This is a genomic window from Haloimpatiens lingqiaonensis, assembly GCF_901447495.1.
GTDB classification, from domain to species: Bacteria; Bacillota; Clostridia; order Clostridiales; family Clostridiaceae; genus Haloimpatiens; species Haloimpatiens lingqiaonensis.
In genome coordinates, this window is sequence record NZ_CABDWS010000011.1 from 25,143 (window position 1) to 39,929 (window position 14,787).

Annotated in this window: 11 protein-coding genes; all 11 read right to left on the reverse strand. The window is 30.5% G+C overall.

Annotated elements, in window-relative coordinates; translation table 11 throughout:
• Positions 1 to 40 precede the first annotated feature (40 nt).
• The 11 genes from FGK85_RS03695 to FGK85_RS15705 all read right to left on the reverse strand — a co-directional run bounded on the left by FGK85_RS03695 (position 41) and on the right by FGK85_RS15705 (position 14,496).
• The gene (locus tag FGK85_RS03695; protein WP_138203834.1) at positions 41 to 991 is read right to left on the reverse strand and encodes an ROK family protein; all 951 of its coding nucleotides are present in this window, start codon (positions 989 to 991) and stop codon (positions 41 to 43) included.
• 72 nt (positions 992 to 1,063) lie between these two features.
• Positions 1,064 to 1,378 (reverse strand): hypothetical protein, encoded by a 315-nt coding sequence (locus FGK85_RS03700; RefSeq protein WP_171011319.1) that lies wholly within the window; start codon positions 1,376 to 1,378, stop codon positions 1,064 to 1,066.
• Positions 1,379 to 1,571: 193 nt separating this feature from the next.
• Positions 1,572 to 2,201, reverse strand: a complete 630-nt coding sequence (locus FGK85_RS03705) for a trimeric intracellular cation channel family protein (RefSeq protein ID WP_138203838.1) — start codon at positions 2,199 to 2,201, stop codon at positions 1,572 to 1,574.
• 82 nt (positions 2,202 to 2,283) lie between these two features.
• Positions 2,284 to 2,739 carry a YaiI/YqxD family protein gene (locus FGK85_RS03710; protein WP_138203840.1) on the reverse strand — a complete coding sequence of 152 codons (456 nt, stop codon included), beginning with the start codon at positions 2,737 to 2,739 and terminating at the stop codon, positions 2,284 to 2,286.
• Between the two features lie 317 nt (positions 2,740 to 3,056).
• Positions 3,057 to 3,554: a kinase gene (locus FGK85_RS03715; protein WP_138203842.1), complete on the reverse strand. Its 498-nt coding sequence runs from the start codon at positions 3,552 to 3,554 to the stop codon at positions 3,057 to 3,059.
• Positions 3,555 to 3,769: 215 nt separating this feature from the next.
• Positions 3,770 to 3,982, reverse strand: a complete 213-nt coding sequence (locus tag FGK85_RS03725; RefSeq protein WP_138203844.1) for a hypothetical protein — start codon at positions 3,980 to 3,982, stop codon at positions 3,770 to 3,772.
• 893 nt (positions 3,983 to 4,875) lie between these two features.
• Complete coding sequence (locus FGK85_RS03730) at positions 4,876 to 6,225, reverse strand: glucose-6-phosphate isomerase (RefSeq protein ID WP_138203846.1); 1,350 nt, start codon at positions 6,223 to 6,225, stop codon at positions 4,876 to 4,878.
• 567 nt (positions 6,226 to 6,792) lie between these two features.
• On the reverse strand, positions 6,793 to 9,483 hold the full coding sequence (locus FGK85_RS03735) for a hypothetical protein (protein WP_138203848.1): 2,691 nt from the start codon (positions 9,481 to 9,483) through the stop codon (positions 6,793 to 6,795).
• Positions 9,484 to 9,508: 25 nt separating this feature from the next.
• On the reverse strand, positions 9,509 to 11,602 hold the full coding sequence (locus FGK85_RS03740) for an efflux RND transporter permease subunit (RefSeq protein WP_138203850.1): 2,094 nt from the start codon (positions 11,600 to 11,602) through the stop codon (positions 9,509 to 9,511).
• A gap of 558 nt (positions 11,603 to 12,160) precedes the next feature.
• Positions 12,161 to 13,861: a peptide ABC transporter substrate-binding protein gene (locus FGK85_RS03745; protein ID WP_138203852.1), complete on the reverse strand. Its 1,701-nt coding sequence runs from the start codon at positions 13,859 to 13,861 to the stop codon at positions 12,161 to 12,163.
• A gap of 509 nt (positions 13,862 to 14,370) precedes the next feature.
• Positions 14,371 to 14,496, reverse strand: a complete 126-nt coding sequence (locus FGK85_RS15705; RefSeq protein WP_279232899.1) for a hypothetical protein — start codon at positions 14,494 to 14,496, stop codon at positions 14,371 to 14,373.
• Positions 14,497 to 14,787 lie beyond the last annotated feature (291 nt).

Consider the following 14,787-nt stretch of genomic DNA (forward strand, 5'->3'; position numbering starts at 1 on the left):
TAATTAGTAAAGCCTTTGCAGACTATATTAATAGTAACTTTTATATCCTATCAAGCATCGCTGCTCCAATAATTCCTGCACTATTTCCTAAATTGGCTTTTCTTATGGTGCAAAAGGGTATATCCTTAAACAACTTAATCCTATTTATCTCATTTATTAGTTTGTCCATAAACAGATCACACCCTGCAGAAACTCCACCACCAATTACAATTGAATCCACATCCAAAATGCTTATTGCATTATTTATACCAATAGCTAAATATTTTACAAATCTATCTAAAACCTCTAAAGCCACTACATCATCTTTTCTGGCAGCATTAAAAACTATTTTTGCATCTATATCATTCAAATTTCCATTCACAATATCTGTTATAATAGTTTTTCGGCCTTCTTCAATTAATTTTATGGCATATTTAATTATGGCTGTGGCAGAGGTAAAAGTTTCTAAACATCCATTATTTCCACAGGAGCAATTATAGAAGTTTTCTCCAACAATAGTGTGGCCTATTTCCATAGCTGCCCCATTTATTCCCCTGTATATCTTTCCATTTAATACAGCTCCACCTCCTACACCAGTTCCCAAAGTTACCAAAAGAGTGCTATTAGCCTTTTTCGTACTTCCGAACAAGTACTCGGCGCCAGCAGCTACATTTGCATCATTGTCAATAAGCACCTTTACCCCAAATTCCTTTTCTAATATATTACCTAAATGGACATTTTCCCAATGCAAATTTACACATCTACCTACTATGCCATTTTTGTAGTCTACATTTCCTGGAACCCCTATGCCTATCAAATTCACTTGATTAATGGAAATATTTTTTTCTTCTATCAATTCCCTTATAATTTTTATTATGCCATTGCAAATTCTGTCTCCATTTTCATCTTTTCCTTTTACGGTTTTAAGACTCTTTTCTAATATTATGTTACCATCTTCATCTACTATACCGCCTTTAATACTAGTTCCACCTAAATCAATACCTATACGCATGTACTCATCCCCTTTTTTATATATACAAAATCACCTCAGTATTACGCTTCCTGAGGTGATTACTTTTATTATTTAAAATTTTAAAATCAATGCACTAATTAAAAATCCAATTAATCCAGTCCCACCTGCTATCAATATGAATTTCATGTCTTTTTCAGTGGCATCTAAATCTTCCTTAACTCTTTTAAGCTGATCCTGTGTACCAATAGTTCTAGCCTTTTGATGCCCCATATTATTTCTACCACCTATACTACCAGTTAAAGAAAATCCCCCTAATGCCATAATTACTCCAGATGTCCAAAATAAAATAGTACTATAATCCCCCGCATTTCTTTTACCCCAAAACCAACATATTAAAGCAGCCGTCAATAAATTAATAACTGTCAATATGCTAGTCCATTATATATATTTTTTAATCACATATGACATTTATGCAAGCCCCCAATCAAGTAAAATATACTTATAATAAGTATACCACTTTATACTATGAAAGGTAAATTACATATATCCTGTGAATAACTCCCTATTTTAAACAAACATAAAAAAACCACATCATATATAACTAATCTCTACAACAATACTAACCTACCGTTAAGTCTTCATGCTTTTGCTTACATACGGGAAGGTTTAAATTATACTTTACAGAAATCATTCGTACCATAAATGTTACAGTAAAACCAATATAAATTGAAGTTTCTTTAGATATATACTTATAGCATATATAGAAAGCTAAAGCTCCTATCATAGATGCAACAGCATATATTTCCTTTCTAAAAACTACCGGTATATGCTGAACACTTACATCTCTAAGTATTCCCCCGCCAATACCAGTAAACATTCCTGTGGAAACTATTATAAATGCCCCAGTTATGCCATGAGAAAATGCTGCACTAGCACCTACCACAGTAAATATACCAAGCCCAATAGCATCTGATATTAACACTACATTTTTAAGCTTGTTCATATCTTTATGCATCTGAAAAGTTATTACCGCAGTTGCTATGCTTATTAAGCAGTATTTTGGATTTTGAAAGGCTGCTGGAGGTATTGTGCCTATAATTATGTCCCTAAATATTCCTCCACCCACAGCTGTTACTACTGCTAAAAAAGATACTCCAAAAATATCAAGTTTTTTCTGAACCCCTAATAACGCTCCCGAAATAGCAAAAGCAATAGTACCTAATATTTCGAAAAAATTCATCAATATCATAATACTACTCCTTTAACGTATTAGTTTGTCAAAATGATTTTATCATATAATCCTAATGGTATCTAGAGTTTTTATAAATAAATTAGATGTAATCTATTGCAGATAGTGATTTCTCTATTAAAAACTTTAAATTTTCATAAAGCCTTTTGTCATCTTCGGCACTTCTCTTTTTAGCATTGCTAGTTTTTCCTCCAGCTCTTCTGACCTTAGATGAAATATGTCTCTCAAATAAAAGCTTATCTATGTTATCATCATTATATATGTAACCTTTAGGTCCAATGGCATAAGCCCTCTTAGATAATGCCATTGTTGCCACTCCAAAGTCCTGAGTCACAACTATATCTCCCTTTTGGGCTTCATTAGCTAATTTCATGTCAACACTTTGAAAACCACTATCCGCATATACAACCTTACTATAGCTACTCTTAATAACATGATTTAAATCACAAAACATTATTACTTCCACTTGGCTTTCTTTAGATGCCCTTTCTATAATATCTCTTCCTGGGCAAGCATCTGCATCTACTAATATCCTCATATTTATTACCTCGTTTTTTAAACTTATTATACACCCAATAGTAAAAAATTGCGACGCAATTTTATAATTGACAGTGGATAATGGACAATGGACAATTATTAGGTACTAGGTACTGGGTGCTAGGTACTAGGTACTAGGTACTAGGTGCTAGGTACTAGGAAAGGGGGAAAGGATATAACTGATTCATTTAATGCAATAGTTATACCTTTTCTTTTAAACGCTTTAAAAATCTTTTATTGGCGATAGCCAGTCTAAATACGTAAGTAGGATTAGGATTTATATATAAGAATGTATAACCATTCTTGATAAATTGGATTTTATACCTCTGATATATCTTTTATAATTATATCTACGGTTTCATCTACACTTAAATCTTTAGTTAAAATCTTTTCTTTAATAATTTCAATAAAATCCTTCTCATTCCACCATCGTTTCATATCATTTTCTCCAAACTCATTACAATTTGGTTTTGTTTTATGACGTACTATAGTTTCTTCAAAAGGAATATCATAGTAATAAGCAAATATTTTATCTTTAAATTGAAACTTTGCAAGTTCAAATAATGTTTGATACCAACTAGAATTTAAAATTCCTTCTAGTATAACAATATCACAATTATCTTTCCCATATAAAATGAGTTCTTTAATAAGTGGTAATGCTTTTGTATCAATACCATCATGTACACGTAGAATATCTCGGCGAATAACATCCTGTGAAATAAGCATAATATTATGACCTAATTTTTGTTGTAACGTTTTTGCCACCGTAGTTTTACCACTACCTGAATTTCCTCTAATAATAATTAATTTACACATAACAACCACCTATAAATTAGTATTTATACATTAAATTTTTTAGTAAATTCATTTTTGATATATCTGTCATTAATCTGTTAATTTTTTCATCACGGGTATACATAACAGTAAAAGGTTTATCAGTATCGATGGTAGTTCTTCATTCTAATTCAAATCTCCCCTACAAATTACTATTATTGAATCACTAGCAATCTTTGAATCCCAATATAAGAATATTACTCTGAAATTATCTCAATATTAGATATGGAATCAATTCTTAGAATTCTTATTTTAGCACATCCCTTTTTATCTATATAAGAAATTTTTATCCATTCATCATCAGCATCTAGCACTGAACAATTTACTTCTACATTTCCACTAAAAAGTATTGCCTCCTCTGTTTTTATTTTACATTCTTTCCCTATAAGTGAAGTTATTATATTTGACATCACACAACCCCCTCTCTGATTTCTTTCAAGTTTTTTTACTTTACTTTCAAGCTTTTTTATTTTCCCTGGATATGAAGAATAAAGTATAATACAAATAAAACAAATCCAAATCATCCACTCCAAAACTTCACCCCCTATTATTAGTAGCTAACTCCACGATATACAACAATTATGAATTAACTTATTTTTCAATTATATCATACTTTTAGGAGCAATTATCATAAAAGTGTTTGCTGCTTTATTGTTTAATATACACTTAAAGTTGAATTCTATATTTTGTTTTTCATGAGTCTTTTATTTTAATAAATATCATATAACTTTTCGAACGGCTCCGCCTAAAAAAGATTATGAGCGCTTCCTTTTTATAAATTAAAGATTTTCTAAAGAAAATGAATAAAATCCATATTAATTGATATTTGATATTTGATATCTGATATTTATTATTTATATATTTAACCTGGCTACCGCTAATAAAAGATTTAAGTTAAGTCCCAAAAATAGCTAACACAATTTCACAACGTGAAATTATGTTAGCTATCTTTTTTACATTCTAAAATTTTTCGTAATGAAATGAAGAAAAATTATCCTTTAGTAGGCTGTTTTCTCCCTGTGACGATATACGCATGACCTGAAAAATCTGCTTTTAATGGAGTGATAAATGTGAAATTTAGGACTATTGAACTAGCCTTAGAACTTCTTTATTTGTCCATTTAAAGCACCGTTAAGAAGTTTTCATTGCCTGAGCGAGGCACGAGTGAGTTTGAAAACTTTAGGGGCTTTAAATGGACAAATATTAGAAGTTCTTGGCGTACTGTTCACAGTCCAAAATTTCACATTTATCACGGAATTAAAAGCAGATTTTTCCTATGCCACTTCCGTCACAATTTTCTTATTTAAAGTCTTTTCTCAAGTTCTTCTTTCATGTCTTCGTAGCCTGGTTTTCCAAGAAGAGCAAACATATTTTTCTTGTATGCTTCAACACCTGGTTGATTAAATGGATTTACTCCTAATAAATATCCACTTATACCGCAAGCTTTTTCAAAGAAATATACCATATATCCAAAATAGTATGGTGTTAATTCTGGTACATTTAAAACTATATTAGGAACTCCGCCATCATTATGGGCAAGTAATGTTCCTCTAAATGCTTGCTTATTTACATAATCCATATCTTTTTCTGCAAGGAAGTTTAGTCCGTCTAAATCTTCTTCAATAGCTTTTATTTGAATATTTTTTCTTGGACTTTCTACATTTATAACAGTTTCAAATAGGTTTCTTAATCCATCTTGAATGTATTGTCCCATAGAGTGAAGGTCTGTTGAAAAATCTGCCGCTGCTGGGAATATTCCTTTTCCATCTTTTCCTTCACTTTCGCCGTATAATTGTTTCCACCACTCACCAAAATAATGAACTGATGGCTCGTAATTTATCATCATTTCTACTGTTTTTCCTTTGTTATATAATGCATTTCTTGCTGCTGCATATTTATAGCAATCATTATTATTTATATCATCATCACTGTATTTTTCTTTTGCATCTCTTGCTCCATTAAGCATCTCTTCTATATCTATTCCAGCTACCGCTATTGGTAAAAGTCCCACTGCTGTTAAAACAGAGAATCTTCCTCCTACATCATCAGGAACTACAAAAGTTTCATAACCTTCATTATCTGCTAAAGTTTTAAGTGCTCCTTTTTTCTTATCTGTAGTTGCAAATATTCTTTCTTTAGCTCCGGCTTTTCCATATTTCTTTTCTAAAAGCTCTTTAAATATTCTAAAGGCTATGGCTGGTTCTGTAGTGGTACCTGATTTTGATATTACATTAACTGATATGTCCATGTCTTCTACTGTTTCTAATAAATCTGCCATGTATGTAGAGCTTATATTATTTCCTACATAAAATATTAGAGGATTTTTTCTTTTTTCTTTAGCTAATGAATTATTAAATGTATGACTTAACATTTCTATAGCTGCTCTTGCACCTAAATATGATCCACCTATACCTATAACTATTAAGGCTTCTGAATTACTTCTTATTTTATCTGCAGCCTTTTTTATCCTTTGAAATTCATCTTTGTCATAGTTAACTGGCAACTCTACCCAGCCTAAAAAATCATTTCCCTCTCCTGTGCCCTTATGAAGCATTTGGTGAGCAGCTGTTACCATTGGCTGAAGATTCATTATTTCCTGTTCCTTTAAATAAGAACTTGTTTTACTTAAGTCTAATTTTAATCCCTTTACCATATTTTACCTCCTATAAAACTCTGTATATACAAAAATTTTAGTTTATATATAAAAATAAATCAAGCTATGTAAACCTTTGTATAATGTATTTTTAAATTATTTTTCCCATAAGTCAAAATTCAATACACATAGAACAAAAGGCCATGCATGAATTGGGGAATAAATCCCCTTATATGCATAGCCTTTTATTTATAAACAGATCTATAACCTTCAGATGGAGTTTTTACTCCAACTGAAGCTAAGAGATCGTTATCCAGGGACGTAGCTGCCGTTATCTTCCACTTTGTTAGAAGTGGGAGTGTTACGGCAGGTAGTCATCGGATAACTCTACTTTTTATAGCAATCTTTTTCTGGTGCATTTATATGAATTTTTATTTCATATTGACATGATTATCCCACAAAAAGCATTACATTGCTTGAATTATGAAATTTCTCTGTAATGAGTTGTATAAGAAGCTACGGAACTATTTAAATTTATTGCTCCTAGCTCTTATGCAAGTCATGGATGAGAAATTTCATAATTCCACTGCATTGTACCTTTTTGTGGGATAATCATTAACATAGCTTTTATTTAATGTGGAACAAGTTCTTTATCCAAGCTATGAATCCACCTTCTTCTTTTTTGTCTTCCTTTTTAACCTCTTCTTTTTTATCTGGAAGTTTTATTTCATCTGTTTTCATTACAAACTTAACTTTTCCTTCCATGTCTTCTGTAACTCCTGTAAAGCTTTCATATTCATCAGATAGCTTCACTATATTGTCCTTTATATCTATTAACTTTTCTATATCTGTTGTCTTTCCTTTTAATTCAGAATATATTTTATTTATACCCTCATCATTAAATTTCTTCATACCTGATGATAGAGTATCTAATCCATCATATAATTGATTAGAGCCCTCTGCCAATTGTTGTACTCCATTAGATAGCTGTGGTAGTGCATTTATTAAGCTTCTAGCCTGCTCTACATTTTTTTGTTCCAATGCACTTTGCATTACTTCTAATATTTTTTCACTATCATTTAAATCTCTTTGCATGCTCTTTATTTTACCACTTAATTGTGATAAGTTTTTCACATTATTTTTAGCTAAACCTTTTTCTATATTATTGGTTATACGTTCAGCTTTATTTATATCCTCTTCTAAAGTGTTTATTTTATTTAAAGTTCCATCCATTCCACCATTAGCATTTATTAAAGATTTAATGTTTGCTATATTTTTCTTATTAGCTTCCATAGATAATACAACTGGTTTCAATTCTTCAATGTACTTTAAATTTTCAGGCTTTAATGCCTTTTGAGCTGCTTCTATACCTTCTTTGTTTTTGTCTAACTCACCTTTAAAGCCTTTTAGCTGTGGCATTATAGCATCAATGTACTGAACACTACCCTCTACTCCTTTTAAATATGGACTAATACCATTCATTCCCTTGAATAATTCGTTAGCTTTTGGCATTACAGTAGAAGTTACATAATCCATGCTAGCTGGAAGTGCTGCTAATAATGGTGCCACTTCTTTTAAATTTGCCTGTAATCCTGATAATTTTTCTAAATTCTTTTTAGCTTCGTCAAGTTTTGGAGCTGAAGCAATTAATCCATTACGCATTTGACTAGAAGCACCTATAATTGTAATTAATTGTGTCTTTTCATCATCAGTTAAGGATGGATTCTCCTTTACTTTTGCAATTAATATTTGTCCCTTATCTTTTTCTAAAAACTTAGTAGCGTTTATAAATTCCATTGCTCCTGTATTTTGTGCCTCTAAGAACTGCTTCATATTATCCAAGTTTACTTTAGACAATTCTGAACTAGCATTTATTAATCCATTTGCTTTATCTTTATTATTTGCAAGTCCCATAATAGGTTTTAGCTGTTCAGCTTTCAAGTAGGTTCCTAACTCATTAGCATCCTTTGCCATTTTTAAAATAACATCTTTATTTTGAGCTAAATTTATAAGTGGATCTATCTTTTTAAGCTCTATTCCATTATAAAGTGTAGCTGCTTTATTTGCTAAACCTACTAAACTATCTGAGTACTTTAAAACACCCATTAAAGGTTGAAGTTTTCCCATACCTATATTTGATAATTTATCTGCATCATTCATAAGCTTAGTCATATTATTTAAGTTTTCTTTTTTCTTCAATTCCTTAACACTTGGAAGCTGCATTATAGATTTAATACCTAATTTTTTATAATCTGCTAATGACGCTTCAATAAATTGCTCTACATTTTCATCCTGAAACACTTTTCCTAAATCTTTTGCGAAAAAAGCATCTTCTATAAGTTTTCTTTCTTTTTCTACATTTTCTTGTGATTTTATAAGGGCAATTTTATCCTGCTCCTTATTCATCATGCCTTTAACGCCGCTTACCTTATTATTAGCCTCATTAAGACCATCTTTTAACTTCTGACTTCCATCTTTTAATTTAAAGCTGCCATCTTCTAATTGTGTGCTGGCATCTTTTAATTTATCTAATCCTTCAAAAAGTTCATCGAAATTTTTAGCATCCTTAAATTCCTTAACCTCTGGGATTTTAGGTGTTGCTGTCATCATAATAGGTCCCATTTCAAAATTCTTTACTTCTGCTGTTATCTCTAAGCTATCTTTTAAATCTATTAAGTCTTCTACATCTTTATTTATACTTAAACTTTCCTTTAATCCTGGTAATGCTATAAAAGTTATTGCTTGATTGTTTCCATCAGAAACAACCTCTCCACTATTAACTTTTACATTTGAAAACTTATCCATAGGTAAATTAACTATAGTGGCAGTAGTAAATGGAGTATATATTTTTCTTTCCTCGCCTTTTATATTTACAGTTTTATAGGACTTGTTTTCATAATTTACTTTTATTTTTATTTGTCCTGATTTACCTACTATATCTTTAGGATTAACTTCCTGTCCATCTAATTCATATTTTATAGAAACTTTTATTGGAAGTTCTTTTTCTGTTTTTCCTTGATAAAATATATCCTTTTTATCCGTATTCCAAGTAAGTTTTTCTCCATCTATATCAGGTTTTTCTTCACCTTTTACATTCTTTATATCCTTTAAGACTGTCTTATCTTCTATACTTCCCTTTGCATCATCTCTGTGTAGCCAATCACTTACTATCTTTTCTTTAACTTCTCCGTCTACACCTAAAGTTACATATACAGATTCATCCTTTTGAATTAATTCCTTTGCATAAACAGCATTAGAACTTAGTATTGTTCCCACCATAACTAAACTTATAACTTTTTTTGACATACTCTTTTTCAATGTAATCCCCTCTTTTCCTTTCTAATTAAGCTGTTTTTTCATCTAACTTTTGTTGTTGACCACTTTTCCACTTTATGGTTGTAGCGTTTATAAATTTCTCACAAACTATAAGTATTGATGGAAGGATAAACAATATTACTCCCATACTTATAAGTGCTCCTCTTGCAATCATTCCACATAATGTTTTTATTAAATCCATATTAGATACTATTCCAACACTTGCTGTAGCTGCAAAGAAGGTAAGTCCACTGGTTACTATAGATTTTGCCGTACCCTTAACAGTTATTGTTGCAGCTTCAAATCTATCATATCCGTTCCTTATTTCTTCTCTAAATCTAGTAGTCATTAATATTGCATAATCTACTGTAGCTCCAAGCTGTATACATCCTATTACAATAGATGCTATGAATGGTATTGTAGTTCCTGTATAGAATGGTATTCCCATGTTTATAAATATAGCTAATTCTATAGCTGAAACTAATAAAATAGGGATTGATATAGACTTAAATAATATTAATATTATGGCAAATATAGCTGCTATAGAAACCACACTTACATGTTTAAAATCCTTATCTGCAATTTCTATTAGATCCTTAGTAAGTGGTCCTTCACCTGCTACCATTGCACCTTTATCGTAGCTCTTAACTATTTTATTAACTTCATCTATTTGAGCATTTTCTTCATCTCTTGCTGCCTTATATTTTGAATTTGCAAGTATTAAATTATATCCACCTTGTTTGAATATATCTCTTATATCCTTTGGTATAAAGCTCTCTGGTATTGATGAACCTATAAACTTATCATAGGAAAGAACTTTTTCTATACCATCCACTTTTTCAAGTTTATCTACCATCTCTTTAACCTTATAACCTTCTAATTTATCATTTACTAATATAAAGTGAGTGGTTGTCATATTATATTCTTTCTTAAGTTTATTTGTAGCAACTATTGATTCCATGTCCTTTGGAAGAGATTCGTCTAAGTTGTAATAAACTTTTGTGTGATTATTTCCATACACTGCTGGTATGAACAATAAAAGAAATAGTGCTATAAAAGCTTTATATTTCTTTGTAACTAAATTAGCCACCTTGTTAAATTCAGGCAAAACAGTCTTATGACTAAATTTATGAATAGGTTTATCAAATATCAATATAAGCGCTGGTAAAACAGTAACTGTAGATATTACACCTAATACAACGCCTTTAGCCATTACAATTCCTATATCTTTACCTAAAGCCAAGGTCATAACGCATAGTGCTAAAAATCCTGCTATGGTTGTAAGAGAACTTCCTGTTATAGAAACTATAGTATTTGCTATAGCATCTGCCATGGCTTCATTTTTATCTTCTAGTTTTTCTCTTTCTTCATCATATCTGTGAAGTAAGAATATGGAGTAGTCCATAGTAACTCCAAGCTGCAATACCGCTGCTAGTGCTTTGGTAACATAAGATATTTGTCCAAAGAATATATTAGTTCCAAAATTATAAAGTATAGCTAATCCTATAGCTGCTAAAAATATAAATGGTATAATTACTGATTTCATGGTAAGACTAAGTACTATTACCGAAAATACAACTGCAAGTAAAACATAAAATGGAGTTTCTTTGTCTGCTAAATCCTTTGTATCCTTAACTATAGCTGACATACCACTTAAAAAGCACTGTTTATTAGTTAATTTTCTTATGTCCCTTATAGCTTGTTGCGTATTTTCTGAAGATGGTGATTCATTAAACTTAATAATAAGCATTGTAGAATTACCACTATAAAAAGACTTTCTAGCATCATCTGGTAGTATTTCCTTTGGGATAGTAGTATCTAAAACATCATCTATCCATATTACTTTATTTACCCCTTCTACCTTGGATACTTTTTCTTTAATCTTTACTATATCCTTAGGCTCCATGTCTTCAATTATTAGCATTGAAGTTGCCGCATCTGAGTACTTCTTATCTAATATTTCTTGTCCTTTCATGGAATCTAAGTTTTGAGGCAAATAAGTTAATAAATCATAATTTATCCTTGTGGATATCATTCCATAAAGAGCAGGAAACATAAGTAATATAGATATAATTACTACTAAAATCCTGTTTTTGGCTATAAACCTCCCAAACTTTTTCATTATTTCATCTCCCTTTTAAAATTTATCCGATAGCTCTCTACCGTAATACTTCTATCTTTTATTAAAGTGTGTAATGGATGAGTCATCTCCTTATAATTGCTTTAATAAATTTCACATAAAATAACTTAAATACTGATGAATCATCTCCCAACAATTATTTTAAATGCTATATATGACTTATAGTCATTTATTACACTTACTATTATATTCCTTAATGACCATTAGTCAATATATATAGTAAAAATTTTTTGTGAATATTTTATTTACAATTCATAAATTTTTAAAGGTTTAGTGTTATTAGATTAACTCCTTCATTATCAAGGCAATATAAGAGTTAATACTAATGTCTTGCTGGTATCAACTCACGTCCGCTAACTTTTCATTATCAATGCAATATAAAAATTAGTACCTATGACTCAACAGGTAAAAACTATATCCTGCATAATTCTCAACAGGATATAAAAGTTAATAATTTAATTTTGTGCATTTAGACGCAAAAAAGGAATCAGTTCATATATAAATAAAAACTGATTCCCTTTATCTGAATTTTATTTAATCCTATTTCTGTCTGCCAGATGTATAGGCATATTTAAGTTCTACACCATTACCAAATAATGGACTCATTAATTTTTTAACATATTTATATCTATAGGTATTTCTTCTTGAATAGATTGTTGGAGCTATAGCTACATCTTCAGCTAGTAATATTCTTTCTGCTTCTTTGTATGCTTCGGTTCTTTCTTTTACATCTAATGTGCTCATAGCTTTCTTTACAAGTTCATCATATTTTTTGCTTGACCATCCTGTCCTTGACATACCTGAACCTGTCATCCACATATCAAAGAATGTATTAGGATCATTATAGTCCCCTTGCCATCCCATTATTGCCATTTGATATTCCATTTCATCCGTTTTCTTCTGGAATATTGGCCATTCAACATATTCTGCCTTTATATTTACTCCTAAAGTCTTTTTATACATTTGCTGTACATATTCTGCCAATGTTCTATAATATTGATCTGTTCCTGATAATAGTATAGTAATAGTTACCTTTGATGGATCTTCATCCATTCCAAGTTCTTTTAAACCCTTAACAAGTAATGCTTTTGCATCTGGATTTTCCTTAGACATAGTTTTAACTGGTTCTTCTCCTACTGTTTCTCTAAAGTCTTTACCATTGATTTGAACTGTAGGTGGGCACCATCCATAAGCTGCTGCATGCCTACCATGAGTTATAACATCAGCATAATCCTCTCTGGTAAATCCAATTGAAAATGCCTTTCTTACATTTACATTACTAAATAATTTTTCCTTTTGGTTAAAACCCATATACCAAGCTATTGGTAAAAATCCTTTTATATTTTCGAATTTCCCTGTATCATCAAACTTCTTAATCCACTCTGGTTTTGATACTCCCATAGTATCTATTGCTCCAGTATAAAGTGAATTATATGAAGCATTTTCATCTTTTATAATCTTAAAATTAACCTTTTGAAGTTTAACTTTATCCTTATCCCAATATTTATCATTCTTTTCAAGAATCATTTGATTATTGTGCGTCCACTCTTTCAATATAAATGGTCCGCAATATACTTCTAATGTATTGCCCTCAGTACCATATTTATCTCCATGTTTCGTCACTATATCCTCTCTTTGAGGTAAAAACAATTTAAAGTATGTTAAATCTAGGAAATATGGACATGGTTGTTTTAAGGTAAATTCCAAAGTCTTGTCATCAACTGCTTTTACCCCTACAGCATCTTTTGAACCTTTACCTGCATTGTATTCATCCGCACCTTTAATTGGTGATAATAGAAATGCATAATTGGAACCTGTATTAGGATCTAATGTTCTCTTTATGGAATATTCAAAATCCTTTGCAGTAACCTTTTTACCATCAGACCAATTATAATCTCTTAAATGGAAAGTCCACATTGTTCCCTCTTCATTGTGATCCCATTTTTCTGCCCCAGCTGCCACTATAACATCTTTTCCTTCATCATTTTGCTCAACTCTAGTTAAGCCCTCATATACTTCTGAAAATATCTGTGATGAAATAGTATCACTAGATCTAGCCACATCTAATGATTTTGGTTCTGCCCCTAAATTTAAGTTCATGTACTGATCCTTGTCCATCTTTTCTTCTTTAGAACCAGCATTTTTGTCCCCAACTTTATCTTTATTACCGCAACCTACAGCCCCTGTAGAAAATACGATTGCTGCTCCTAAAGTTAATGCTAATAATTTTTTGTTTTCAATTTAAAGCCCCCTTTTAATTGAATAAACGAAAATTCTTCTAACATATTTTATATATTATTACATATATGTTAAATTAATTTTTCTTTTAAAGTTTATCACTATTTTTCTGAAAATTCAATCTATATTTATTGTTTTTTTACATTTTATTTAAAATAAGTGCTCTATTTGTATAAAATTCATTTAAAATCCAATATTATTTTACAATATATTACATTCCATAAAAACATATATATGATATTATATATTATAATATTATTTACAATTATTGGAATTAACTTTCATTTTAGCGATACTTATTTATTTGAATTTGATGCCATACAATAGTTTATTTGTTTTTATACTATATTCATGTAATTTGTAACACAAAAAAAGCCTTGGAATTTTTCCAAGACTTTTTCTGTATCATTAAAAATATTTTTTTTAAATCAAAAACAGCCCAGGCATCTCTCTGATAAAAAATTAAAATTTTCGTTCTTGAAGGCAAGCAAATTCACTAAAAAATGATTAATCTAATAATATTCACTATCAATACTTAATTCATTTTCTACTTTCCTTATAAAACTTCTAGCTCTATTACTTAAATTTAAAGCTTCTTCAACCAAGCTATTTATATTTACTAAAACTTCAAATGCCATATCAATCATGTCCTCACTATAAAATCTATTTTCACCATGGATTAAAATATGGGATAACCCACTTTTCGTGAAAACTTAAAATAAACAGACCTCTAACCTTCAGATGGAGTTTTTACTCCAAAACTGAAGGTTAGAGATCCTTATCTAGGGACGTAGCTGCCGTTATCTCCCACTTTGTTAGAAGTGGGAGTGTTACGGCAGGTAGTCATCGGATAAAAATAAAATTGGAAATTATTTATTAAGGTTTCATTGGGTAGGGGAAAGTGTAGCCATTTTTGCGATCTATCGGTC

Bases quoted from the DNA above. Each gene is read 5' to 3' on its own strand.
- FGK85_RS03715 (WP_138203842.1), bottom strand. From the start codon at position 3,554: ATGTGTAAATTAATTATTATTAGAGGAAATTCAGGTAGTGGTAAAACT.
- FGK85_RS03740 (WP_138203850.1), bottom strand. From the start codon at position 11,602: ATGAAAAAGTTTGGGAGGTTTATAGCCAAAAACAGGATTTTAGTAGTA.
- FGK85_RS03725 (WP_138203844.1), bottom strand. From the start codon at position 3,982: ATGTCAAATATAATAACTTCACTTATAGGGAAAGAATGTAAAATAAAA.
- FGK85_RS03695 (WP_138203834.1), bottom strand. From the start codon at position 991: ATGCGTATAGGTATTGATTTAGGTGGAACTAGTATTAAAGGCGGTATA.
- FGK85_RS03730 (WP_138203846.1), bottom strand. From the start codon at position 6,225: ATGGTAAAGGGATTAAAATTAGACTTAAGTAAAACAAGTTCTTATTTA.
- FGK85_RS03705 (WP_138203838.1), bottom strand. From the start codon at position 2,201: ATGATATTGATGAATTTTTTCGAAATATTAGGTACTATTGCTTTTGCT.
- FGK85_RS15705 (WP_279232899.1), bottom strand. From the start codon at position 14,496: ATGGCATTTGAAGTTTTAGTAAATATAAATAGCTTGGTTGAAGAAGCT.
- FGK85_RS03710 (WP_138203840.1), bottom strand. From the start codon at position 2,739: ATGAGGATATTAGTAGATGCAGATGCTTGCCCAGGAAGAGATATTATA.